Raw genomic sequence first — 23145 nt, 5'->3', positions numbered from 1 at the left:
TGGTTACGGGACCTAAGGCATACGAGGGACCATGAGCGAACGGGAGGGGGCGGACCGACGACGGCCCGCCCCCTCAAGCAGGATGCGCTTGCGCCTACTTGACCGCGCCCGCCATCACACCGGACACGAACTGCCGCTGGAACGCGAAGAACACGACCAGCGGGATCACCATGGAGATGAACGCGCCTGGTGCCAGGACGTCGATGTTGTTGCCGAACTGGCGCACCTGCGTCTGCAGGGCGACCGTGATCGGCTGACTCCCGGAGTCCGTGAAGATCAGGGCGACCAGCATGTCGTTCCACACCCACAGGAACTGGAAGATGCCGAGCGCGGCGATCGCCGGACCGCCGAGCGGCATCACGACGCGGAAGAACAGGCGCAGTTCACCGGCGCCGTCCAGGCGGGCCGCCTCCAGCAGTTCCCTCGGGATCTCCGCGAAGAAGTTCCGCAGCAGGAACACCGCGAACGGCAGACCGAAGCCGACGTGGAAGAGGATCACGCCGGTCAAAGACCCGAAGATGCCGATGTTGCCGAACAGTTCGGCGATCGGGATCAGCGCCACCTGCACCGGCACGACCAACAGGCCGACCACGCCCAGGAACCACCAGTCGCGGCCCGGGAACTCCATCCACGCGAACGCGTACCCCGCGAGCGAGCCGATGACGACGACGAGGACCGTCGCCGGGACCGTGATCAGCACGGTGTTGAGGATCGAGTCGGTGATGTCGCTGTTGCTCAGGAGCTTGTCGTAGCTGTCGAAGGTGAGTTGGGAGGGCTTGCTGAAGACCTCCCACCAGCCGCTCGCGGTCATCTCCTCCGGCGGCCGCAGGGAGGACAGCAGCAGCCCGATCGTCGGGACCAGCCAGAACAGGCCCACGACGATCAGGAACACCCGCACCAGCCCGCCACTGACGAACGAGGCCAGCCGGCCGCCGAGGGACTGCTCGGCCTTGACGGAGGTGAGGGGCTCGGGCGCCCCCTTCCTGAGCCCGCCGACGTCGGTACTCATCGCCGCACCTCCCGCCGCAGCCTACGGACGTTGAACCACATCACCGGGATCACGAGCAGCAGCAGGAACACCGCGATGGCGCTGGCGATGCCCGGCTGGTCCTCGGAGAAGCCCTTGCGGTACAGCTCCAGCGCGAGGACGTTCGCGTCGTCCTGGGAGGAGCCCGGGGCGATGATGAAGACCAGGTCGAAGACCTTCAGCACGTTGATCATCAGGGTGACGGTGACCACCGCGAGGACGGGTGCCAACAGCGGCACCGTGACCCTGCGGAACACCTGCCACTCGTTGGCGCCGTCCACCCGGGCCGCCTCCAGCAGATCCCGGGGGATGCCCGCGAGCCCGGCCGCGATCAGCACCATCGCGAAACCGGCCCACATCCAGATGTACGACCCGATGATGGACGGCGTGACCAGGGACGGGCCGAGCCAGTCCACGCCGTTGTACGGCTCCCTGAAGTTGTCCGCCGGGAGCCGCAGCTGGGCCCCGTCGGCGGCGGCCGGCAGCGTGAACGTGCCGTCGTCGGCGGCCTTCGTGGAAGCCACGACCTTGCCGTCCTTGACGGCCTCGATCTCCATCCCGGCATAGCCCAGCTCGGCCGCGTCGACCCCGCCGAGCGTGCCGACGCCCTTGCCGCGCGTGAAGTCCTGCCAGGTGGTGCCGGTGACCTTGCCCGACTCCGGCTGCGCCTGTACGGCCTTCTTGGCGTCGTCCGGCATCTGGTCGGGGGCGACGCCCACGAGGGGCAGGGTGACCGGGGTGCCGGCACTGACGCCGGCCTTGGTGATGAAGCCGCCGCCCGGCGCCGCTTCGAGCGGAGACTCCCGCCCCGGGTGCGCCTTCGGGAACGCGGACGCCTGCGCGAAGGTGTCGTGGACACCCACCCACACCGCGTTCGCGACGCCCTTGTCCGGGTCCTGGTCGTAGACGAGCCGGAAGATGATGCCCGCCGCCAGCATCGAGATCGCCATCGGCATGAAGACGACCAGCTTGAACGCCGTGCCCCAGCGCACCCGTTCGGTCAGCACCGCGAAGATCAGACCGAGCGCGGTGGCCACCGTCGGGGCGAACACCACCCAGATGACGTTGTTCTTCAGGGCCGTGCGTATGCCGTCATCGGTGAAGAGGGCCTCGTAGTTGTCGAACCCGGCGAAGCCGTCGCCGGACTGGTCGTAGAAGCTGCGGATGACCGAGTACCCGATCGGGTACACCACGAGCGCGCCGAGCAGCACCAGAGCGGGCAGCAGGAACAGCACCGCCACCGTCCTGCGGGTGCCGGTCACGCTCTTGCGCGACTTGGGTGCGGCAGCGGGCGGAGAGCCCCCTGCCGCTTCCGCCGACGCCATGGCGTCAGTTTCCGTACGCCGCGGCCGCGTCGGCTTCCAGCTTGCGCTGTGTGCCCGCGATGTCCGACGGGTTCTTCAGGAAGTCCTGCAGGGCCTTCCACTCGCCCTTGCCGGGCGTGCCGCCGAAGGCCTGCGGGGCCTGGTCGGACATGTCGAAGCGGAAGTCGTCGCCCGAATCGATCAGGGCCTTGGCGATCTTCTGCTGCACGGCGTTCGGATACGCCGAGTTGTCCACGTTCTTGTTCGGCGAGAGGTAACCGCCCAGCTTCGCCTGGATGGTCGCCGCGTCCGGGGAGGCCAGGAAGGTGGCCAGGGCCTGCGCGGCCTTGGAGTCCTGCAGGATCACGGCCGCGTCGCCGCCGGAGACCACGGGTGCGGTGTCACCCACGGCCGGGAACGGGAACACCTTCGCGTCCGTGCCGACCTTCGCCTTCGCCTGTGTGATGTTGACCTGCGCGAAGTCGCCCTCGTAGACCATGGCAGCCTTCGGCTGGTCGCCGCCGGTGAAGGTCTGGGTGACCGATGCCGGGAAGTCGGTCTGCAGCGCGCCGTCGGCGCCGCCCGCCACGTAGTCCTTCTTGCCCCAGACCTGGGCGAGCGTGGTGAGCGCGTTCTTCACGGACGCGTCGGTCCACTTGATCTCGTGCTTCGCCAACTGGTCGTACTTCTCGGGACCGGCCTGGGAGAGGTAGATGTTCTCGAACCAGTCGGTCAGGGTCCAGCCCTCGGCGCCGCCGACCGAGAACGGCGTGACGCCGGAGTCGTAGACGGTCTGGGCAGTGCTGAGCAGTTCGTCCCACGTCTTGGGCTCGGTGGCCCCCGCGTTCTCGAAGACCTTGGCGTTGTACCAGATCAGGGACTTGTTGGCGGCCTTGTAGTAGACGCCGTACTGCTTGTTGTCGACCTTGCCGATGTCCTGCCAGCCCTGCGAGTAGTTCGCCTGCAACTCCTTGACCGCGTCGGCGCCGAGGGGCTTGGCCCACTTCTTGTCGACGGCCTGCTTTATGGCGCCGGGCTGCGGAAGCATCGCGATGTCCGGCGGCTGGCCGCCCGCGACCTTCGAGCCGAGGAAGTTGATGATCGGGTCCTGGGCGGGCACGAAGGTCACCTTGGCGCCCGTGCGCTTCTCGAACTCCGCGAGGACCTTCTTGAAGTTCTCCTGCTCGGCACCGGTCCAGACGGCGGCGACTTCGAGGGATTCGCCGTTCAGCTTGGGAAGGGTGACGGTGCTTCCGGTCTCCTGGTCACTGCCGCTCTGTTCGTTGCCGCTGTCGTTGTCGTCGCCGCCTCCGCATGCGGTGAGCGAGAGCGCGAGGGTGCCCGCGAGTACGGCTGCCGCGGCCCTGGCGACCCTGCTTGTCCGGTTCCTGCTGCTCGTGCTGCGCATCACTGCCCCGTTCTTCGTGCCTCGTCGAACGTTCGAGCGCTGTCCCGTGCGATCTGGTCTACGCCCTGGGTTTGGGGGCGGCAAGACCGCGTCCGCTGTCAAGCCGGGGATCGTGACCCCGTCGTGACCAGGCTCGGCTCCGTCGAGGTCGGCGTCCCTGAGGGCTGCCGCTCCCAGACCCCCGCTATCGGCCTGAACGGCCTCGTCCTCAATCGCCGGACGGGCTGAAATCGCCGACCGGCGTCAAAGGAGTGACGGCACCTCGGTTGCCGAAACCTCTCGCGCCGCCCTCTCCAACGCACTGGCCAGCAACGCCAGATCCGTCGGGCCGTTGCCCAGCTCCCGGACCGGGCGCCGGGCCGGCGGGTCGCCCATGCGGTGCCACTCCAGCGGCACGACCGTGGGCCGCAGCGTCGCCGTCCGCGGGATACGCCCCGTCACCCGCCCGCCCTGGAACGGCACCACGCGCCCGTCCGCCCAGGCCAACCGCCCCCGCCCCGGCGCCGGTTCGTCGGGCCCCGCCGCCACCGCGTCCAGCGTCACCCGCAAGGTCGCCAGCCGCACCGGCTCCGACTCCGCCGTACGGCCCCCGATCCCCGCCGCGGCCACCAGGTGCACCCCGAGCCGCTCGCCCTCCCGCGCCACGGCCTCCAGCGCGCGTATCACCGAGCCCGCCGCGGGCCTGCCCGTCGACCCCAGCGCGGGCGAGATCAGCGCGTCCAGGTCGTCGACGACCACGACGAGCCGGGGCAGCGGCGGCACGGCCTCGGCCTCGGCCTGCCGACGAGCCGCCCCCGGCCGCAGCCGGATCGTGGAGCTGGGCGGCGAGTCCAGATCCCCTGTGAGGTCACCGGCCCCGGTACCGACGCCGGCCCCGGAGCCGCCCCCCGCCGCGCGCTGCGCGACCATCCGGCCCGACAGCTCACGCCCCGTGTGCCACTCGGCGAAGTCGGACCGCCCGAGCAACTCCGCGCGCCGCTTCAGCTCGGCGCTCAGCGACTGGGCGAACTCCCGCATGCGGACGGGGTCGTTGGCGGTGAGGTGGGTGGTCACATGGGGTACGTCCGTACAGACCCGCAGGCCGTCGCCGTGCCCGCCGCCCGCGCCGACGCTGTCCCGGCCGTCGATCAGTACGACGCCCAGCCGGTCCGGCCGCTCGGCCGCCGCGAGCGACGCGACGACGGCCCGCAGCAGCTCCGTACGCCCGCTGCCGGGCGGTCCCTCGATCAGCAGGTGCGGCCCGTCGGCGCCGAGGTCCGCGCTGACCGGCCCGCGCGGCCCGGCCCCGAGCACGGCGCACACCCGCCCGCCGAGGGCCTCCGCGTCATCGGCCGCGTCGGCCCAACGCGCCATCAGCGACGCGGGGGTGGCCCGGGCCAGCCCCAACTCGTCCAGCAGCCGCGCCGCCTGAGGCAACGGCACGGACACCCGCGCGTGCCGCTCCCCGCCGCCCCCCTCCGGACGCAACGGCGCCAGAGCCCGCGCGAACCGCTCCGCCCAGGCGAGGGAAACGGCGTCCACGGCGGCTACGGTGCCGTGGCCGATGGGGCCGTGACTGGGAGCGGGAGCGGGGGTGGTGGTGGCGCAGCCGTCAGTGCCCTGATGGGCGGCGCCTGGCCGGGATGCGTCCGTCGTGCGCGGGCTGGTCTCCACTGCGCTTCCGGCGGCCCCGGCCCGAGCAACCCGCATCAGCCGCAGCGCCGTCGCCACATCACCGCTCAGCAGCGCGACCGCACCGCACTCCCGGAACACCGGCGACACCGTGCACGCCGCCTCGTAGGTCTCCGTCACCGGCGACGCGGGCGACGCCGAAGCCGTCTCGGCGAGGCACACGACGTGGATCCCGGCCCGCGGCCCCTCCAGTGCCAGCCGCGCCACCGCCTCGCGCACGTCGGCGCCCCCGGGATCGCCGTCCACGACGACCACGGTGTACGGCCCCGCGAATCCGTCCGCCCCGTCGGCCGGGTCGTCGTCCCGCGCCCAGGAGGGCCGCCGGACGGCACATCCGTCCGGGACGGCGGAGGCGGTGCCGGTGGTCCTGCCCTCGGCGGAGCTCCCCCCGGCGCCCGCGCCGCGGGTCTGCGGCGACAGGTCCTCCAGGCGCCGCAGCAGCTCCTCCGTGCGGGCCGTGGCCTGCTCGCGGTCGTAGGCCAGCAGGAGGCGGCAGTCCTGGGCGTGCCCGGGGCGGACATGGGGCAGCCAGCCAAGCCAGGCCCATTCGGCGGTGCGCTCCGCCGGCGGACGGGAGCGGTCGGCACTGATCAGCACCAGCTCCAGGGCGTCGGGCGAGTGCAGCGCGGCGAGCTGGGCGAGCACCGCGCGGGCCAGCCCGGCGAGCCGCTCGCGCGGACCGGCCAGCCCCAGCGCCCCGACCTCACGCAGATCGGCGGTCACCGGCACCGCGGGCAGCAGTCCCGAACCGTCGGGCGCCGCCCGGTCGGCGGTGCCGAGCCGCACCGTGAGCGCCTCCGGGTGACCCGGCGCGCGCTCCCACAGGCGGGGCCCGGGACCCAGGGCCGTCAGCAGCAGGGACGCGGGGTCCGGCCAGGCCTCCGGCAGCCGGGGGCCGTTCGCCGCCGAGGGGGGCTCGGTCGCCTCGGGCAGCTCGTCGTCGTCGTACGTCCCACGCCGGGCCGTCGCCCCCTGCTCCCCGCGCCCGCCGGCCAGCCGCCGCGCCCACGCCGTGAGCCCGCCGCGCCTGCGCACGCCCTGCGGGACGTCGGTGCCCCTGAGCGGGGTGCCTTTACGGCTGCTGCCGCCGTTCGCCGGGATGCCTTCGCGGTCGCCGTCGCCCGAAGCGTGGTCGGCGCCGACGCCGCCGTGCCCCCCGGCGCCCGCCGCACCGCCGTGACCCCCGGCGTCCCCGCCGAGCGCGCCCACCTCGAAGCCCGCGCCGTGGGTGTCGCCGCCGCGCGGTCCCGGAACCGCCCGCTCGGACCCGCCGTCGCTTTCGATCCGTGGTGCCCCGCCCTGCACCGGCACGACGGGCGGCTCGCCCGGACCGTGCTCCTGAGCGGCCGACCGGCCTCTGGCGGCCCCGGTCGCGTCGCCACCGTCCGCCACACGCGCGTGAGACACCGCCGCGCCGGCCCGCGAAGAGCTGCCCGCCCCGACGCCCGACGCGGCCCGCCCGTCGACCTGCGCCTCCGCGTCCCGTCCCGGGTCGCCCCCGGCAGGGACCCGTACATGCCCCTCCCCGTCCGGCTCCGTCGCCACCCGCGCCCCCGGCCCCCCGGCCGGAGCCAGCCGCAGGGCCGACTCGCCGATCCGCAGCAGCGCCCCCGGCGCGAACCGCACCGGGCGGGCGGTCACACGGGTGCCGTCCAGCGTGGTGCCGTTCGTGGAGTCGAGGTCGGTGACCGAGACGTGGCCGTCGGCGGCGACCGTGACCGCGCAGTGCAGCCGGGAGACGTCCGGGTCGTCGAGCGGGACGTCCGCGTCGGCGGAGCGGCCGATGCGGATCTCGCCGCCGTGCAGCAGGTGGACCCCGCCGGCGTCAGGGCCGGCCACGACATGGAGCTGGGTCGGGGCGTCGTCCAGCTCGGGATGGGGCTCGGGTGCCGCCGGGGCGCCCAGGGACAGCACCGCACCGTCTATCAGCGGGGGTTCGCCGAGTGTGCTGCGCCGGTCGTCGAGCCGCTCCGCGCCCGCGTACAGCACGACCGGGCCGTCGCCCCCGGACACCGCCGAGGCGAGCGCCGACGCCACCGCGGCCAGGGCGGTACCCGCGGGCGCCGTGACCAGCACGTCGCAGCTCGCGGCGCGGCCTCGCACCGGGGCAGGCGGGGCCAGCGGGTCTACGACGGTCAGCCGGATCTGCATCGGCGTCAGCGGTCCCTTCTGCGAGGGCGTGGCAACTCCCCACCCCACCCGAGCACATCGGCCAGTACTCCACGTACTGCCCGCATCCTCGCACCTGCCACTGACAACGCGCCCCCCGCCCGAAGGCAAGTGATCTTGATTGGTCGGCTCTGCCCGCAAAAGTGCCTGACAAGTGCACTGCCGGTGATCACTTGAGATCGCTCACTTCCGCTTGCGGCAACCACGAGACAAAGCCGAGCGTCTTTCCTTCGAACATGCACGGGAAGCCGTACGTAAGACGCACAGAATGACGACAGGCCGGTGCCCCGGGGGACGGCACTACAGTGGATCGGAACGTAGGCAAGCAGCAGGGAGCGCGACGTGCGGCCGGTAGGCAGCAAGTACTTCCTCGAGGAGCCGCTCGGTCGCGGCGCCACGGGGACCGTCTGGCGAGCCCGCCAGCGGGAGACCGCAGGCGCCGAGGCGGCCGTGCAGGGGCAGCCCGGCGAGACCGTCGCGATCAAGGTCCTCAAGGAGGAGCTCGCCAGCGACGCGGACATCGTCATGCGGTTCCTGCGGGAGCGCTCCGTCCTGCTGCGCCTGACCCACCCGAACATCGTCCGGGTGCGTGACCTGGTGGTCGAGGGCGAGCTGCTGGCCCTGGTCATGGACCTCGTCGAGGGCCCCGACCTGCACCGCTACCTGCGCGAGAACGGCCCCTTCACCCCGGTCGCCGCCGCCCTGCTCACCGCGCAGATCGCGGACGCGCTGGCCGCCAGCCACGCCGACGGCGTCGTCCACCGCGACCTGAAGCCCGCCAACGTCCTGCTCCAGCAGAACGGCGGCCAGATGCACCCGCTGCTGACCGACTTCGGCATCGCCCGCCTCGCCGACTCCCCGGGCCTGACCCGCACCCATGAGTTCGTCGGCACGCCCGCGTACGTCGCCCCCGAGTCCGCCGAGGGCCGCCCGCAGACCTCCGCCGTCGACATCTACGGCGCCGGAATCCTCCTCTACGAGCTGGTCACCGGCCGCCCGCCGTTCGGCGGCGGCTCCGCCCTGGAGGTCCTGCACCAGCACCTGAGCGCCGAACCGCGCCGCCCGTCCACGGTCCCCGACCCGCTCTGGACGGTCATAGAGCGCTGCCTGCGCAAGAACCCCGACGAACGGCCCAGCGCCGAGAACCTCGCCCGCGGCCTGCGCGTCGTAGCCGAGGGCATCGGCGTGCACGCGAACTCCGCGCAGATCGCCGCGGCCGAGGGCGTCGCCGCACTGCTCGCCCCCGACCCCGCCCCGGCCACCGTGCCGGGCTCGGCCGACCCCACGCAGGTGCTGCCGCACGGCGCGGCCCCCGGGGCGTACGACCCGAACGGAGCGACCAGCGTCCTGCCGCACACCGGCGCCCCCGGCCCGGCCGGCGCCGCCGACCCCACGGCCGTACTGCCGAACACGGGTGGTCGCGGCGCCGCCGACCCGACCGCCGTCATGCCGCCGATGCCGCCGGGACAGCCCGGCCAGCAGCCCGGCGGGCCCGGCCCCGAGGAGCCGCACCCCTGGCAGAACCAGCTGCGCGCCGCCCGGGACCGCAACGAACAGACGCAGGTCCAGTACCTCGACCCCAACCAGGACCCGCTGCGCCGCCGCCCCCAGCGGCAGGTCGCCCGCCCGCAGCAGCAGCCGCAGCAGCGGCCTCCGCAGGGCCGGCAGCAGGGGTACGGCCATCCCCAGCAGCACCAGCCGCAGCCGTACGCCCCACCGCGCCAGCCGCAGCAGCAGCCGCAGCGGTACGCCCCGCCGCCCGCGCCGGAGCCCCAGCGGCCCCAGCGCGAGCCGCGTCAGCCGCGCCAGCGCAGCGCCAACCCGATGCGGATCCCCGGGCTCGGCTGCCTCAAGGGATGCCTGTTCACGATCGTCATCCTCTTCGTCGCCGGCTGGCTCATCTGGGAGCTCAGCCCGCTGCAGGAGTGGATCGGCACGGGCAAGAGCTACTGGGCCCAGCTCAGCGACTGGTTCAGCACCGTGAGCGGGTGGATCGGGGACCTGGGCGGCTCCGGCGGAGGCTCGGGCACCAACTGACCGCAGGCGGCGCGTAGCCCCGGCTGGTCCCGGCTGGTTTGGGGATTTGTCGACATCTCGCGGGTGATTTCCGCCTCCGTGGTGAAGGTTGGCTCGCTGGGCGCGTAGTTTTGTCGACCGGGGGTCCCGGTTTTGTCGGCTGGGGTCCGGGGGTCGGCCCCCGGAATGACGCAGCGCGACAACACGCGTCGGTAGGAGCAGTCTTGGCACGGAAGATCGGCAGCCGGTACACCGCCAACCAGATCCTGGGGCGGGGCAGCGCCGGCACGGTGTGGCTGGGTGAGGGGCCCGAGGGGCCCGTCGCCATCAAGCTGCTGCGCGAGGATCTCGCGTCCGACCAGGAACTCGTCGGACGCTTCGTGCAGGAGCGCACGGCGCTGCTCGGCCTCGAGCACCCGCACGTGGTCTCCGTACGCGACCTGGTGGTCGACGGCAACGACCTCGCGCTGGTCATGGACCTCGTCCGCGGCACCGACCTGCGCACCCGGCTCGACCGTGACCGGCGGCTCTCGCCCGAGGCGGCGGTGGCGATCGTGGCGGACATCGCGGACGGGCTGGCGGCGGCGCATGCGGCCGGCGTCGTGCACCGGGACGTGAAGCCGGAGAACGTGCTGCTCGACATGCAGGGGCCGCTGGGGCCGGGCGGCTCTCATCCGGCGCTGCTGACGGACTTCGGTGTGGCGAAACTCATCGACTCGCCGCGCCGTACCCGCGCCACGAAGATCATCGGGACGCCGGACTACCTGGCGCCGGAGATCGTGGAGGGCCTGCCGCCCCGGGCGGCGGTCGACATCTACGCCCTCGCCACGGTGCTGTACGAGCTGCTGGCGGGCTTCACGCCGTTCGGCGGAGGCCACCCGGGCGCGGTGCTGCGCCGCCACGTCACGGAGTCGGTGGCCCCGCTGCCCGGGATCCCCGACGAGCTGTGGCAGCTGATCGTGCAGTGCCTCGCGAAGGCGCCGGCCTCGCGGTTGCGGGCGTCGGAGCTGGGGGCGCGGCTGCGCGAGCTGCTGCCGCTGGTGGCCGGGATGCCGCCGCTGGACGTGGACGAGCCGGATGTGGAGCCGGCGGAAGAAGAGGCTCCGGCTGCTGAGGCGGCGGCGCCGGTGGGGGAGCGGGTGCGGCGGCGGGGGGCGGTGCCGCTGGTGCCGGGGGCGAAGCCGGCCGACTCCAACCGGGACACGCATACGTCGATGAGGGTGCCGGCGCCCGACGAGCTGGCGGGCGGGGCGCGCGGGACGGCTCGGGTGCCGAGGGCGACGGGTGCGCCGCGTCCGGGCTCGGCCCGGCATCGGGCGGTGACTCGGCGGCGGCGGGTGGTGTTGGGCGCGGCGGCGGTGGCGCTGGTGGCGGCGGCCGGGGTGGGCACATGGCTGGTGACGTCGGAGGACGACGCCGCGGTGACGCCCCAGGACACCAACAACTCGGCCCCGGCGACCCCGTAGTTTCCTCGCCCCCGGGGGTGGGCGGAGCCCCCTGGCAGGTCAGTGGTGACGCCGGGTGCGTCCCGGCCAAGGGCACCGGGGCCTCGGCGCTTGGCGGAGCCGTTACGCTGGAGGCGTGGCAGTCGTCGATGTATCCGAAGAGCTCAAGTCCCTCTCCTCGACCATGGAGTCGATCGAGGCCGTTCTGGACCTCGACAAGCTGAGGGCAGACGTCGCCGTGCTCGAGGAGCAGGCGGCAGCGCCGTCCCTGTGGGACAACCCGGACGAGGCGCAGAAGATCACCAGCAAGCTGTCCCACCTCCAGGCGGAGGTGAGGAAGGCCGAGGCCCTGCGCTCGCGGATCGACGATCTCGCCGTGCTGTTCGAGATGGCCGAGGAAGAGGACGACCCGGACACCCGCGCCGAGGCCGAGGCCGAGTTCGCCGCCGTCAAGAAGGCGCTGGACGAGATGGAAGTGCGGACGCTGCTCAGTGGGGAGTACGACGCCCGTGAGGCGCTCGTCAACATCCGCGCCGAGGCCGGCGGCGTCGACGCCGCCGACTTCGCCGAGCAGCTGCAGCGCATGTACCTGCGCTGGGCGGAGCGCCACGGCTACAAGACCGAGATCTACGAGACGTCGTACGCGGAAGAGGCCGGCATCAAGTCGACCACCTTCGCCGTGCAGGTGCCGTACGCCTACGGCACCCTCTCCGTCGAACAGGGCACGCACCGGCTCGTCCGGATCTCGCCCTTCGACAACCAGGGGCGCCGCCAGACGTCCTTCGCGGGCGTCGAGGTCCTCCCGGTCGTCGAGCAGACCGACCACATCGACATCGACGAGTCCGATCTGCGCATCGATGTCTACCGTTCCTCGGGCCCCGGCGGCCAGGGCGTGAACACCACCGACTCCGCGGTCCGCATCACGCACCTGCCCACCGGCATCGTGGTCTCCTGCCAGAACGAGCGCTCGCAGATCCAGAACAAGGCGACGGCCATGAACGTTCTGCAGGCGAAGCTGCTCGAACGGCAGCGCCAGGAGGAGCGGGCGAAGATGGACGCCCTCAAGGACGGCGGCAGCTCCTGGGGCAACCAGATGCGCTCGTACGTCCTGCACCCGTACCAGATGGTCAAGGACCTGCGCACCGAGTTCGAGGTCGGCAACCCGCAGGCCGTGCTCGACGGCGAGATCGACGGTTTCCTCGAGGCCGGAATTCGCTGGCGCAAGCAGCAAGAGAAGTAACTTTGTCGACAAAGCAACTGCCGCCCCTTCGGCGGCAGTTGCCTTTTCTGTGCCTGCATGTCTGGGTTTTACATCACACTCACAGGCTCCAACTCCTTGCATAGTCCCCCGTTTTGGACATGGCGGTCGTAAACAACCTTGACGTGTCTTTGAAAAATGGGAAGGGTAAAGCGTGGCATGCGTATCTCTGGGGCGCATGTGAACCGGGGGACTCAAGTTCAGTCACCTCCGTCGATCACGGCCCCCGAGCGCCGCCTCACCGAACGATTCAGCTACTGGGGGTAGCAACCACATGACGAAGAAGACGCGGATCCGCCTCGCGCGCGTCGCGGCCGGTGCCGTGATCGCGGCCGGCGCCTCGCTGACCCTTGCGGGTGCCGCATCTGCCGCTGAGGCGGACGACTGCGTGCTCGGCATCTGCCTTGGGATCGAGGACCCGACCGAGCCGCCGGTTCCCACCGACCCGCCGACCGACATCCCCACCGACATCCCGACGGACCCGGGCATCCCCACCGAGGAGCCCACCGTCCCGACGGACCCGACGCTCGAGCCGACCGAGCCGACGGACCCCACCGACGACCCGACCACCGACCCGACCGACCCGGGTAACGGGAACGGGAACGGGAACGGCAACGGCAACGGCAACGGCAACGGGAACGGCAACAACGGCGGCGGTAACAACAACACCGACCCCGACGGCGGCACCTCCCCGCAGGAGGAGGGCTCCTCCTCGCTCACCGACACCGGCACGGAGACCACCGGTACCGGCACGGGCACCAGCACCTCCGCCCAGGGCGGCGGTGACGAGCTCGCCGAGACCGGTGCCGCTCAGACCACCTTCCTGCTGGTCGGCGCCGCCACGATGATCGCCGGCGGCATCGGCTTCCGTATCCTCCCGCGCCTCGTGGGTGGCCGCGGCGGTGCGGCTGCCTGACGGCAGCCCATCGTTTACGCTGCGTAATCAACGCCGTACGGCCGAGGGGCCCGGAGCGCGCTTCGCTCCGGGCCCCTCGCCATGTCTGCGTACGGTGTGTGCGCCGCCCTACGCGGTCTGGTGCGCCAGCAGTGCCACCGCCGCGATCAGTATCGCCAGCAGGGCGATCAGCGTCATCGGGTTCAGGCCCGCGAACGGGTTCTCCTGCTGCAGCCGCTCGCGGTTCGCCCGGCACACGGGGCAGCGGCCCTCACTCACGGGTGCGGCACAGTTCGCGCACACCAGCCGGTCGTACGTCATGCGCCACCCTCCTTGCGAGTTCCCTCCGGGGGTTCAACGGGTTCGGCCCCGGGAATGTTCCCCCCTCCACAATGCCAGCTTCCGTCGGAAAGGGCTCGGGCGCTTGCGGAGGGGTGGCCCTCAGGGCGTCACCTCACCCGGCACAAAAACGCACAAGCCCCACGCAACCCCTCTCGGCGACTGCGCTGGCGCACCCGGTTCGCGTATGGTCACGCTCATCTACCCCCGGCGACCCATGGTGCACCCGTGATCCGACTCGACAACGTCTCCAAGGTCTACCCCAAGCAGACCCGCCCCGCACTCAGGGATGTGTCCCTGGAAGTGGAGAAGGGCGAGTTCGTGTTCCTCGTCGGGTCCTCCGGCTCCGGAAAGTCCACCTTCCTGCGGCTGATCCTCCGCGAGGAGCGGTGCACTCACGGGCAGGTGCACGTCCTGGGCAAGGACCTCGCGCGCCTGTCCAACTGGAAGGTGCCGCAGATGCGCCGCCAGCTGGGGACCGTGTTCCAGGACTTCCGGCTGCTGCCGAACAAGACGGTCGCCGAGAACGTGGCCTTCGCGCAGGAGGTCATCGGCAAGTCCCGCGGCGAGATCCGCAAGTCCGTGCCGCAGGTGCTCGACCTCGTCGGGCTGGGCGGCAAGGAGGACCGGATGCCCGGTGAGCTCTCCGGTGGTGAGCAGCAGCGTGTGGCGATCGCCCGGGCCTTCGTCAACCGGCCCAAGCTGCTCATCGCCGACGAGCCCACCGGCAACCTCGACCCGCAGACCTCCGTCGGCATCATGAAGCTGCTCGACCGGATCAACCGGACGGGCACCACTGTGGTGATGGCGACGCACGACCAGAACATCGTGGACCAGATGCGCAAGCGCGTCATCGAGCTGGAGAAGGGCCGCCTCGTCCGCGACCAGGCACGCGGCGTCTACGGCTACCAGCACTGACCGCGACCGTCCACGGAAAGGCCTGAAGAAGACGCCATGCGCGCCCAGTTCGTACTCTCCGAGATCGGTGTCGGTCTCCGCCGCAATCTGACGATGACCTTCGCCGTCGTCGTCTCCGTCGCCCTGTCGCTCGCCCTGTTCGGCGGGTCGCTCCTGATGAGCGACCAGGTCAGCACCATGAAGGGCTACTGGTACGACAAGGTCAACGTCTCGGTCTTCCTCTGCAACAAGAGCGACGCCGAGTCCGACCCCAACTGCGCCAAGGGCGCGGTCACCGACGACCAGAAGAAGGAGATCCTCGCCGACCTGGACAAGATGACGGTCGTCGAGAAGGTGACGTACGAGTCGCAGGACCAGGCGTACAAGCACTACAAGGAGCAGTTCGGCGACTCCCCGCTGGCCGCCTCGCTCACGCCGGACCAGATGCAGGAGTCGTACCGGATCAAGCTGAAGGACCCGGAGAAGTACCAGGTCATCGCGACCGCCTTCGACGGGCGCGACGGCGTGCAGTCGGTGCAGGACCAGAAGGGGATCCTGGACAACCTCTTCGGGCTGCTGAACGGCATGAACTGGGCCGCGCGGGCGATCATGGCGCTCATGCTGGTCGTCGCGCTGATGCTGATCGTCAACACCGTGCGGGTGTCCGCGTTCAGCCGTCGGCGCGAAACCGGGATCATGCGTCTGGTCGGCGCCTCCGGCTTCTACATCCAGGCGCCGTTCATCATGGAGGCCGCGGTCGCCGGGCTCATCGGAGGGACGGTCGCCTGTGCCTTCCTGGTGATGGCGCGGTACTTCATCATCGACCACGGCCTGGCCCTGTCGGAGAAACTGACACTGATCAACTTCATCGGCTGGGACGCGGTGTTGACGAAGCTGCCGCTCATCCTCGCGACGAGCCTGCTGATGCCCGCGATGGCGGCGTTCTTCGCGCTGCGCAAGTATCTGAAGGTGTGACCAACGCCGCGGGGGCCGTGCGGGCAACGCACCGTGCGGCCCCTCACGTTGTCCTAGACTCACCGGCATGTCAGGTCGTGACCTGTTCTGTCAGCCCCGTCGCATGCGCCGCGGGGCCGCCCTGACATTGCTCTTCACGAGCGTGCTCGTCGCGGGCGCCGCGACCGGCTCCCTGCCCGGCCCTGACCGGAAATCCTCGGCCGACGCGGCAGGTTCGGCCGCGCCGGCGGGCCGGCACGTCGATGTCGCCGAGGCCGCCGCCGAGGCCATGGCCGCGGGCGAGTCCCCCATGGAGGCCGCCGAGCGCGCGGTCAGCCGCAGCGGGGACCGCTGGGGTGCCGTCTACTCCCAGGGCGAGTACGAGGAGTTCGAGGAGGCCCTCGACGGCGAGTACACCGGCGTCGGGCTGTGGGCGCGGCGCGAGCGGGACGGCCGTATCGAGGTGACCAAGGTGCGGACGGGGTCGCCCGCGGCGGTCGCCGGGATCCGCGCGGGCGACCGGCTGCGCAGCGTGGACGGCGAGAAGGTCGCCGGGCGCCCGGTCACCGAGGTCGTCTCTTTACTGCGCGGTGACGCGACCGACGCGCCCGCCGGTACGGCGGTGAAGCTCGGGCTGGAGCGCGGCACGCGCGCGTGGGACCTCACTCTGCGCCGGGCCACTCTGTCCACCGACTCGGTCACTGTTCGAAAACTCGCCGACGGCATCACCGTCGTCAGGATCGCCTCCTTCACCAAGGGCTCCGGCGACGCCGTCCGCGCCGCCCTGCGCCAGGCCCCGGCCGGCGTCGGCGTCATCCTCGACCTGCGCGGCAACTCCGGCGGCCTGGTCACCGAGGCCGTCACCGCCGCCTCCGCCTTCCTCGACGGCGGCCTGGTCGCCACCTACGACGTCGACGGCGACCAGCGCGCCCTGCACGCCGAACCCGGCGGCGACACCGGCAGACCCCTGGTCGCGCTCGTCGACGGCGGCACGATGAGCGCGGCCGAGCTGCTCACCGGCGCCCTGCAGGACCGTGGCCGCGCGGTCGTGGTGGGCAGCCGCACCTTCGGCAAGGGCTCGGTCCAGATGCCGAGCCGCCTCCCCGGCGGCTCCGTGGCCGAGCTGACCGTCGGGCACTACCGCACCCCCTCGGGACGAGCCGTCGACGGCAGGGGGATCACCCCTGACCTGGACGCCGACCAGCAGGTCGTGGAGCGGGCCGAGACGGTCCTCAGCGGACTCGGCGATTCGTAAATCGGCTTTCCGCGCACCCCCTTCGTAGTGCGAAAATGGACGGCACTATGAGCAAGGGAATGTACGTACCGAAGGAGTCCCAGCCCAAGCAGGGCGGGACGGCCGCGAAGGCCAGGGACGGCGAGAAGGGCGGCAAGCGCAAGATCGTCGCCCAGAACAAGAAGGCCCGGCACGACTACGCGATCATCGACACCTATGAGGCCGGCCTGGTGCTCATGGGCACCGAGGTCAAGTCGCTGCGTGAGGGACGGACGTCGCTGACCGACGGCTTCGTCCAGATCGACCGGGGTGAGGCGTGGCTGCACAACGCCCACATCCCCGAGTATCACCAGGGCAGCTGGACCAACCACTCCGCGCGCCGCAAGCGCAAGCTCCTCCTGCACCGCGAGGAGATCGACAAGCTGGAGGCCAAGTCCCAGGAGACGGGTCACACGATCGTGCCCCTCGCCCTGTACTTCAAGGACGGCCGCGCGAAGGCCGAGATCGCTCTCGCGCGAGGCAAGAAGGAGTACGACAAGCGCCAGACCCTGCGGGAGAAGCAGGACCGGCGGGAGTCGGACCGGGCGATCGCGGCGGCGAAGCGGCGGCAGCGGGCCCAGTAGGCGGCTGCCGGGAATACGCTGGCATCGTCGTGCGTTGGTCACGTACGATGGCACTGCACCTCACAGAGGGTGCGCGCGCCTCGCCGGATCTTTCCGGTGGGGATTGAAAAAAGCACATGGGGATGATCGGTTTCGACAGCGGCTGTTCAAGCAGGGGAAGCGTGTCGAGGAAGCGGCAATGATCTCGTAAACCATATGTCGCAAAAAATAATCGCCAACACCAAGCGCGATTCCTTCGCCCTCGCTGCCTAAGTAGCGACTTGCGAAGTGTCAGCCCGGGGCTGTTCCCGACCCGGATCCTGGCATCAGCTAGGGAACTAAACCTTGATCCCGGTCACGGGGTGAAGAGGGAAATCTAACAGTGACTGGGCCCGTCGGCGACTTGTTCGCGTGATCGCCGGGGCCGAGAAAATCACAGCGAACTGCACACGGAGAAGCCCTGATTCTGCACCGTTGGACGCGGGTTCGATTCCCGCCATCTCCACGATCGGGAGGTTTCCGAACCTCCCAACCCATGTGGGCAAAGGCCTCGCCGCCTCCGGGCAGCGGGGCCTTTGTCATGCCGGTATCGCGAAAGACGGGGGAGCGAAGACGGGGATGACTACGCAGCCGGACGAGCCGTACTACGTGATGTACGACGAGGACTTCGGGCTCAGCGGCCTCGCCGGGAGATCCGGGGCCGCCCCACCCCCACCCCTGCCCTTGCCCGAGGGCGGGATGGAGGGGGACGAGCAGGTCGGGGAGGATGCCCGGCGCCTGCTGGAGTCGTCCCTGCCGGATGACATGATCCGCACGCTGTGGCTGGCCGCCGACCGGGAGCGGTTCGATCCGGTCGCCCGGGGCGCGACCGTGCGTTCCTGGCTGCACGGCTGGTCGCAGGCGTATCCGGCGCGGCCGCCGAAGCGACCGAAGACCTTTGTGAAGTACCGGAGCACCATGTCCGCCGAACCCCGTCGGCCCGTGCTGGTGGAGGAGGAGATGCGGGACGCCGTACTCGCCGAGATCGGGGGTGTCGAGGCGGATGTGGCGCGGGCCGTGCCGCTGCCGGACGTCGTCCCGGTCCTGCGGCGGGCCGTCGTCGAGGCGGGTGCGGACCTCGGATTCCGGTTGCTGCTGCGGATCCTGAAGGCGCACTCCGTGCGGGTCGACAAGGCGCGTTACGGCCGGTTCATCGAGCTCAGCGAGCCTTTCGAGTACTGCTTCGCGGTCGTCCACGACGACCTGGAGGTCGACTGGCCACCCGTCGACCCGGCCCGGCGCGATGCCGACTGGGACTTCGGGCTCTCGGAGCTCGCCGGGCGGTTCGCGCACTGGTACGACGGCACGGCGGATGAGCGCCTGCGCGATGCGGTCGCCGCCGACGACGTCCGGCAGTCGCCGGGCAGCGCCGCCGCCGTTCTGCTGGAGGACGTGACGCGGCTGCTCGCCTCACCGCTGTCCGACGACACGCTCACCACGTTGTGGCTGGCCGCGTGCGACTGCGGCTTGCGGCCCGACCGTCTCGGCATCGACGTACGGCGGTGGCTGGAGCAGATCGCCGAGGTCTGCCGGGAGCGGCTGCGGGAGATCTCGCCGGCCTACCGCCCCGGCCCGGCGCAGGTGCGGGCGGACCTCGCGGACGAGGTGCTGCGCGAACTGCAGGACCTGGAAGCCGAGTTGGCGTCCAGGACCATCCAGCCCCACGGGCAGGGCATACCGGGTGCGGCCGCGGCGCGGGCGCTGGAGCAGGTCGTCGCCCAGGTCGATCCCGACCTCGGCTTCCGTCTGTTCCTGCGGGTCCTGCTCGCGCTGTGGATGCCCCTCACCGAGGAGCAGTACGCCCGCTACCAGGCGCTCGGGGAGCGGTTCGGCTATGGCGAGTTCCACGTATCCCTGGTCGATCAGTTCATCCAGAGTGATCTGTGACACTGCTGTGACCGGAGGTGTGGGTTCCACCACAGCCAGTGCGACCGGATCTTGGTGGGGTGGGCCGATGCCTACCGCCCGCCGTGCCGTTCCCGCCGTCCTCGCCGGTGTCCTGCTGCTCGCCGCGTGTGGTTCCGAGAGCGCCTCGCCGGGCGGTGACGGCCGGGTCGGCGTCGAGGCGTCGTGTCCGTCGGACTTCTCGCCGTACGGCAGTGCGCCGCCGACCGCCGGGCCGCCCGACGGCAGTGGCCGCTCCGGTACGCCGACGCCGCTTCCCCTGCCCTCGCCCGACGGGACGGCCGAGGGCGACGTGGCGGTCACCGGGCTGTACGCCTGGGGGAACGGGAGCGGCTGCGAGGCCGATTTCTCCGCCGACTTCGAGGTCACCAACAGCGGGACGCAGAAGGCCGCTTACACCGTCACCCTCGGGTTCTTCTCGTCGTCCGGAACCATCGTCGACCACGTGGAGCGGACCGTCGCGCCGGTCGGGCCGGGGCGGACCGTGAAGGGCAGCGCCGGCCTGGGGGCGTCGCTCGGGGACGCGTCCGATGTGTCGAACGTCAAGGTGGAGAAGGTGCGCAGCGTTCCCGTCGCCGAGGCGTCGTCCGCCTCGGGGCCGTGCCCCGCGTCCGGGGTGCGCCTCTACGCGGACGAGGGGGACGCCGCCATGGGGCTGCGCGTCGTCGGCCTGCATCTCGTCAACTGCGGCACCCGGACCTACCGGCTCAACGGCTACCCGGAGCTCGAAATCCTCGACGAGGACCACGCCATCGTGGACAGCGTACGGATCCTCCACGGGACCGACCGGATCAGCACCGGTACCGGTGGGAGTGGCAGCCCGCAACCCGTCGTCCTGCGTCCGGGGGAGGCCGCCGAGGCCGGGCTGGCATGGCGCAACACCACCGGCGCCGGCGACCCGGTGAACGCGCCGTATGTCCGCGTGCGGGCGAAGCCCGGGGCCCGCCCCGTGATGGTGGTGCCGGAACTCGACCTCGGGACGACGGGGCAGCTCGGCGTCGGACCGTGGAAGAAGGACGAGACGTACCGGGACCCCGCCGCCACCGCCCCCACCCAGCAGCACACTCAATAAGCCCCTATGACGGACGCGCCCGTTGTGTTGTCCCACCCCATATCGACGGGTCGTTCACGCTTCTACGGTCCCTCCCCATGACCCAGACCAGAGCCGCAAGCCGTCGTATCCCCGTCCTGGCGACCCTTCTCGTCGCCCTGATCGCCGCCATCCTCACGCCCGGCCGGGCCGAGGCGGCCGCCCTCCAGGAAGTCACCGGGTTCGGGTCGAACCCCGGTGCCCTGCGCATGTTCCGGTACGTTCCCGACGGGCTGCCCGCAGGCCGGCCCGTGGTCGTCGCGCTGCACGGCTGCACACAGAACGCCTCCGGCTACGGCACCGGCAGCGGATGGCTCCAGCTCGCCGACCGCTGGGGCTTCTCCGTCGTCCTGCCGCAGCAGCAGACCGCCAACAACGCCTCGTCCTGCTTCAACTGGTTCCAGAGCGGCGACATCGCCCGCGGCCAGGGCGAGGCCGCGTCCGTCGCGCAGATGGTGGACTGGCAGCTCGCGGACGTCTCCGGTGACGCGTCGCGCGTGTATGTCACCGGGCTGTCCGCCGGGGGCGGGATGAGCGCCGTGATGATGGCGGCGTATCCGGAGAGGTTCGCGGCGGGCGGAATCGTCGCCGGGCTGCCGTACGGGTGCGCGCAGGCCGCCGGGTCACCGTACGTGTGCATGTACGTCGGTGCCACGCAGACCCCGCGGCAGTGGGGCGACCGGGTCCGTGCCGCCCGGCCGGGGTACACCGGTCCCTGGCCCACGCTGATCGCCTTCCAGGGCACGGCCGACTACACCGTGAAGCCCGTCAACATGACCGACCTGATGCGGCAGTGGACCGAGGTGCAGGGGGCCGATCAGGCGGCCGACGTGAGTGACACCGTCGCCGGCTATCCGCATCAGGTCTTCCGGGACGCGGGCGGACGTGCCGTCGTGGAGACGTACAGCATCACCGGGATGGGGCACGGGCAGCCCGTCGATCCGGGGAGCGGGAGTGAGCAGTGCGGGAGCGCCGGGGCGTATGTCCTCGACGTGAACCTGTGTGCCGCGTACCGGATGGGGCGGGCCTGGGGGCTGGGCTGAGCCGACGTGCTCTGTCGCCGTGGGCGGTTGTCCGGGATGCTGCTGAAACATGAGCAGACCCGTGAGCGATTCCGGGAGAGGCATCAACTCCCGTAGAAGATTATGGATTTGGCCCGTCGCCGTGGCGCTCGTCGCCGCCGTCCTCGGCCCCGGCGCGCAGGCCGGTGCGGATGCCGACCGAAGTGGCCTGCCGGAGGCCATCGACACCGTCCTGGGCGATGCGCGGATGGAGGGCGGCGTGGCGAGCGTCGTGGTCGCGGATGCCCGCACCGGTGAGCTCCTCTACCAGCACCTGCCCTCCACCCGCCTGATGCCCGCCTCCAACACCAAGCTCCCCACGTCGGCCGCCGCGATGGAGATCCTCGGCCCCGAGTACCGGTTCACGACGGACGTGCTGTCGACCGGCCGACGGCAGGGCTCCGTGCTGTACGGCGACCTCTACCTGCGCGGCACCGGCGATCCGACTCTGCTCGACAAGGACTACGACCGGCTCGCCGCCGACGTCGCCGCGTCCGGCGTCACCCGCGTCGCCGGGCGGCTGGTCGCCGACGACACCCGGTTCGACGACCAGCGTCTCGGCCGTTCCTGGGCCGCCGACGACGAGTCCTCCTACTACTCGGCCCAGATCAGCGCCCTCAGCGTGGCCCCGGACACCGACTACGACACCGGGACCGTGATCGTCACGGTCGCGCCGGGGGAGGAGGCCGGTGACGAACCGGTCGTCACGGTCACGCCCGACACCGACTACGTCGACCTCGACGTGCGGGCCACGACCGTCGCCGCCGGCGGGGCGAACGACCTCACCGTGGAGCGGGAGCACGGCACGAACACCATCGTCGTCAGCGGGACGACACCCGTCGGCGGGGCAGGCACGAAGGAGTGGGCCACCGTCTGGGAGCCCACCGGATACGCCGCCGCCGTCTTCCGGGACGCGCTCGCGGAGCACGGCGTCAAGGTCACCGGCCCGACCCGCCTGGGCCGCCAGACCCCGGCGACCGCAAGGGAGTTGGCCTCGCACGACTCCATGCCCCTCAAGGACCTGCTCGTCCCGTTCATGAAGCTCTCCAACAACATGCACGCCGAGATCCTCACCAAGGCCATGGGCTACGAGGCGTCGAAGCAGGGGAGTTGGAGCGCCGGGCTGGCTGCCGTCAGCGGCTACCTCAAGGGCATCGGCGTCGACTCCGGCAAGGTGCGGCAGGTCGACGGCTCCGGGCTCTCGCGGATGAACAACTTCCCGGCCGGACAGCTCGTCGAGCTCCTCCTCGCCGTGCGCGCCGAGCCCTGGTACGCCGACTGGTACCGGTCGCTGCCGGTCGCCTGCGCCCCGGACCGGTTCGTCGGGGGCACATTGCGGTCGCGGATGTGCGGTACGGCTGCGGCGCTCAACGCCCGTGCGAAGACCGGGTCGTTGACGGGAGCGTCGGGACTGTCCGGGTACGTCACGGATGCCGGGGGACGGGAACTCGTCTACGGCATCGTCCTCAACAACTATCTGGCCTCGTCCGTGAAGCCGTTGGAGGACGCGATCGTGGTGACGTTGGCCAAGTCGACTGCCGAGGCGGCCGGTTCGGCCTCGATCCGCAGAGCAGCCGGGACGAACACCGGCGTCGAGTGCAGTTGGCGTAAGCCGGAGACTTGCTGATTACGCACCGCAAGGGATCAGTGACCGACAGTCTGGCCCCGTGACGCACCCGATGGGTGCGTCCTCCCTTCACTCCGGGCCCCTCCTCTTCGGGGCCCGGCCCGACGAGAGCGGTCCCGGGAGCCTGTAAGGCCGCCTCACGTCGAAGGGAGGACGCCCCCATATGGGCTGTCACGAGGAGCAGAAACCGACTCTCGTCATGCG

Annotated in this window: 17 protein-coding genes and 1 other RNA gene; 13 read left to right on the top strand and 5 right to left on the bottom strand. The window is 71.3% G+C overall.

The features are described from left to right. Nucleotides 1–94 precede the first annotated feature (94 nt). From PBV52_RS17885 to PBV52_RS17870, 4 genes are all read right to left on the bottom strand, one after another. Complete coding sequence (locus PBV52_RS17885) at nucleotides 95–1009, bottom strand: carbohydrate ABC transporter permease (protein WP_274239370.1); 915 nt, start codon at nucleotides 1007–1009, stop codon at nucleotides 95–97. Beyond that, nucleotides 1006–2289: a carbohydrate ABC transporter permease gene (locus PBV52_RS17880; protein WP_274249432.1), complete on the bottom strand. Its 1284-nt coding sequence runs from the start codon at nucleotides 2287–2289 to the stop codon at nucleotides 1006–1008. Before PBV52_RS17880 ends, PBV52_RS17885 begins: the two co-directional genes overlap by 4 nt. A gap of 67 nt (nucleotides 2290–2356) precedes the next feature. Continuing rightward, complete coding sequence (locus PBV52_RS17875; RefSeq protein ID WP_274239369.1) at nucleotides 2357–3739, bottom strand: ABC transporter substrate-binding protein; 1383 nt, start codon at nucleotides 3737–3739, stop codon at nucleotides 2357–2359. A gap of 243 nt (nucleotides 3740–3982) precedes the next feature. Then, nucleotides 3983–7561: an FHA domain-containing protein gene (locus tag PBV52_RS17870; RefSeq protein ID WP_274239368.1), complete on the bottom strand. Its 3579-nt coding sequence runs from the start codon at nucleotides 7559–7561 to the stop codon at nucleotides 3983–3985. A 360-nt stretch (nucleotides 7562–7921) separates the two neighbouring features. Here PBV52_RS17870 and PBV52_RS17865 point away from each other — a divergent pair, with 360 nt between their 5' ends. From PBV52_RS17865 to PBV52_RS17850, 4 genes are all read left to right on the top strand, one after another. Next, nucleotides 7922–9616 (top strand): serine/threonine-protein kinase, encoded by a 1695-nt coding sequence (locus tag PBV52_RS17865; protein ID WP_274239367.1) that lies wholly within the window; start codon nucleotides 7922–7924, stop codon nucleotides 9614–9616. A 203-nt stretch (nucleotides 9617–9819) separates the two neighbouring features. Further along, entirely contained in the window at nucleotides 9820–11061 is a 1242-nt protein-coding gene (locus tag PBV52_RS17860) for a serine/threonine-protein kinase (RefSeq protein ID WP_274239366.1), read from the top strand. 115 nt (nucleotides 11062–11176) lie between these two features. Continuing rightward, nucleotides 11177–12280: a peptide chain release factor 2 gene (prfB, locus tag PBV52_RS17855; RefSeq protein ID WP_274239365.1), complete on the top strand. Its 1104-nt coding sequence runs from the start codon at nucleotides 11177–11179 to the stop codon at nucleotides 12278–12280. Nucleotides 12281–12572: 292 nt separating this feature from the next. Next, the gene (locus PBV52_RS17850; RefSeq protein WP_274239364.1) at nucleotides 12573–13214 is read left to right on the top strand and encodes an LPXTG cell wall anchor domain-containing protein; all 642 of its coding nucleotides are present in this window, start codon (nucleotides 12573–12575) and stop codon (nucleotides 13212–13214) included. Between the two features lie 108 nt (nucleotides 13215–13322). On the opposite strand, the gene PBV52_RS17845 is transcribed toward PBV52_RS17850, so the two are convergent. Further along, on the bottom strand, nucleotides 13323–13514 hold the full coding sequence (locus PBV52_RS17845) for a hypothetical protein (RefSeq protein WP_128428849.1): 192 nt from the start codon (nucleotides 13512–13514) through the stop codon (nucleotides 13323–13325). Between the two features lie 246 nt (nucleotides 13515–13760). Here PBV52_RS17845 and ftsE point away from each other — a divergent pair, with 246 nt between their 5' ends. The 9 genes from ftsE to dacB all read left to right on the top strand — a co-directional run bounded on the left by ftsE (nucleotide 13761) and on the right by dacB (nucleotide 22941). Beyond that, nucleotides 13761–14450 (top strand): cell division ATP-binding protein FtsE, encoded by a 690-nt coding sequence (gene ftsE / locus PBV52_RS17840; RefSeq protein WP_274239363.1) that lies wholly within the window; start codon nucleotides 13761–13763, stop codon nucleotides 14448–14450. Between the two features lie 36 nt (nucleotides 14451–14486). Further along, entirely contained in the window at nucleotides 14487–15404 is a 918-nt protein-coding gene (gene ftsX, locus PBV52_RS17835) for a permease-like cell division protein FtsX (protein WP_274239362.1), read from the top strand. Between the two features lie 67 nt (nucleotides 15405–15471). Then, on the top strand, nucleotides 15472–16638 hold the full coding sequence (locus tag PBV52_RS17830; RefSeq protein ID WP_274239361.1) for a S41 family peptidase: 1167 nt from the start codon (nucleotides 15472–15474) through the stop codon (nucleotides 16636–16638). 59 nt (nucleotides 16639–16697) lie between these two features. Continuing rightward, nucleotides 16698–17240: an SsrA-binding protein SmpB gene (gene smpB / locus PBV52_RS17825; RefSeq protein ID WP_274249430.1), complete on the top strand. Its 543-nt coding sequence runs from the start codon at nucleotides 16698–16700 to the stop codon at nucleotides 17238–17240. Nucleotides 17241–17358: 118 nt separating this feature from the next. Continuing rightward, nucleotides 17359–17727: a transfer-messenger RNA gene (gene ssrA, locus PBV52_RS17820) on the top strand. Between the two features lie 110 nt (nucleotides 17728–17837). Continuing rightward, nucleotides 17838–19145 (top strand): hypothetical protein, encoded by a 1308-nt coding sequence (locus tag PBV52_RS17815; RefSeq protein WP_274239360.1) that lies wholly within the window; start codon nucleotides 17838–17840, stop codon nucleotides 19143–19145. 67 nt (nucleotides 19146–19212) lie between these two features. Beyond that, nucleotides 19213–20235 (top strand): DUF4232 domain-containing protein, encoded by a 1023-nt coding sequence (locus PBV52_RS17810; protein WP_274239359.1) that lies wholly within the window; start codon nucleotides 19213–19215, stop codon nucleotides 20233–20235. A gap of 77 nt (nucleotides 20236–20312) precedes the next feature. After that, nucleotides 20313–21296, top strand: a complete 984-nt coding sequence (locus PBV52_RS17805; protein ID WP_274239358.1) for a PHB depolymerase family esterase — start codon at nucleotides 20313–20315, stop codon at nucleotides 21294–21296. Between the two features lie 49 nt (nucleotides 21297–21345). After that, on the top strand, nucleotides 21346–22941 hold the full coding sequence (gene dacB / locus PBV52_RS17800) for a D-alanyl-D-alanine carboxypeptidase/D-alanyl-D-alanine-endopeptidase (protein WP_274239357.1): 1596 nt from the start codon (nucleotides 21346–21348) through the stop codon (nucleotides 22939–22941). Nucleotides 22942–23145: the final 204 nt, after the last annotated feature.

It is taken from the genome of Streptomyces sp. T12, from assembly GCF_028736035.1.
In the GTDB taxonomy this organism is placed as follows: domain Bacteria; phylum Actinomycetota; class Actinomycetes; order Streptomycetales; family Streptomycetaceae; genus Streptomyces.
This window is presented reverse-complemented; position numbering and strand designations above follow the sequence as displayed.

Coding starts and splice junctions, on each gene's coding strand:
- smpB (WP_274249430.1), top strand. CDS start 16,698: ATGTACGTACCGAAGGAGTCCCAGCCCAAGCAGGGCGGGACGGCCGCG.
- PBV52_RS17830 (WP_274239361.1), top strand. CDS start 15,472: ATGTCAGGTCGTGACCTGTTCTGTCAGCCCCGTCGCATGCGCCGCGGG.
- PBV52_RS17815 (WP_274239360.1), top strand. CDS start 17,838: ATGACTACGCAGCCGGACGAGCCGTACTACGTGATGTACGACGAGGAC.
- PBV52_RS17885 (WP_274239370.1), bottom strand. CDS start 1,009: ATGAGTACCGACGTCGGCGGGCTCAGGAAGGGGGCGCCCGAGCCCCTC.
- PBV52_RS17845 (WP_128428849.1), bottom strand. CDS start 13,514: ATGACGTACGACCGGCTGGTGTGCGCGAACTGTGCCGCACCCGTGAGT.
- ftsX (WP_274239362.1), top strand. CDS start 14,487: ATGCGCGCCCAGTTCGTACTCTCCGAGATCGGTGTCGGTCTCCGCCGC.
- PBV52_RS17805 (WP_274239358.1), top strand. CDS start 20,313: ATGACCCAGACCAGAGCCGCAAGCCGTCGTATCCCCGTCCTGGCGACC.
- PBV52_RS17850 (WP_274239364.1), top strand. CDS start 12,573: ATGACGAAGAAGACGCGGATCCGCCTCGCGCGCGTCGCGGCCGGTGCC.
- PBV52_RS17810 (WP_274239359.1), top strand. CDS start 19,213: ATGCCTACCGCCCGCCGTGCCGTTCCCGCCGTCCTCGCCGGTGTCCTG.
- PBV52_RS17870 (WP_274239368.1), bottom strand. CDS start 7,561: ATGCAGATCCGGCTGACCGTCGTAGACCCGCTGGCCCCGCCTGCCCCG.
- dacB (WP_274239357.1), top strand. CDS start 21,346: ATGAGCAGACCCGTGAGCGATTCCGGGAGAGGCATCAACTCCCGTAGA.
- PBV52_RS17875 (WP_274239369.1), bottom strand. CDS start 3,739: ATGCGCAGCACGAGCAGCAGGAACCGGACAAGCAGGGTCGCCAGGGCC.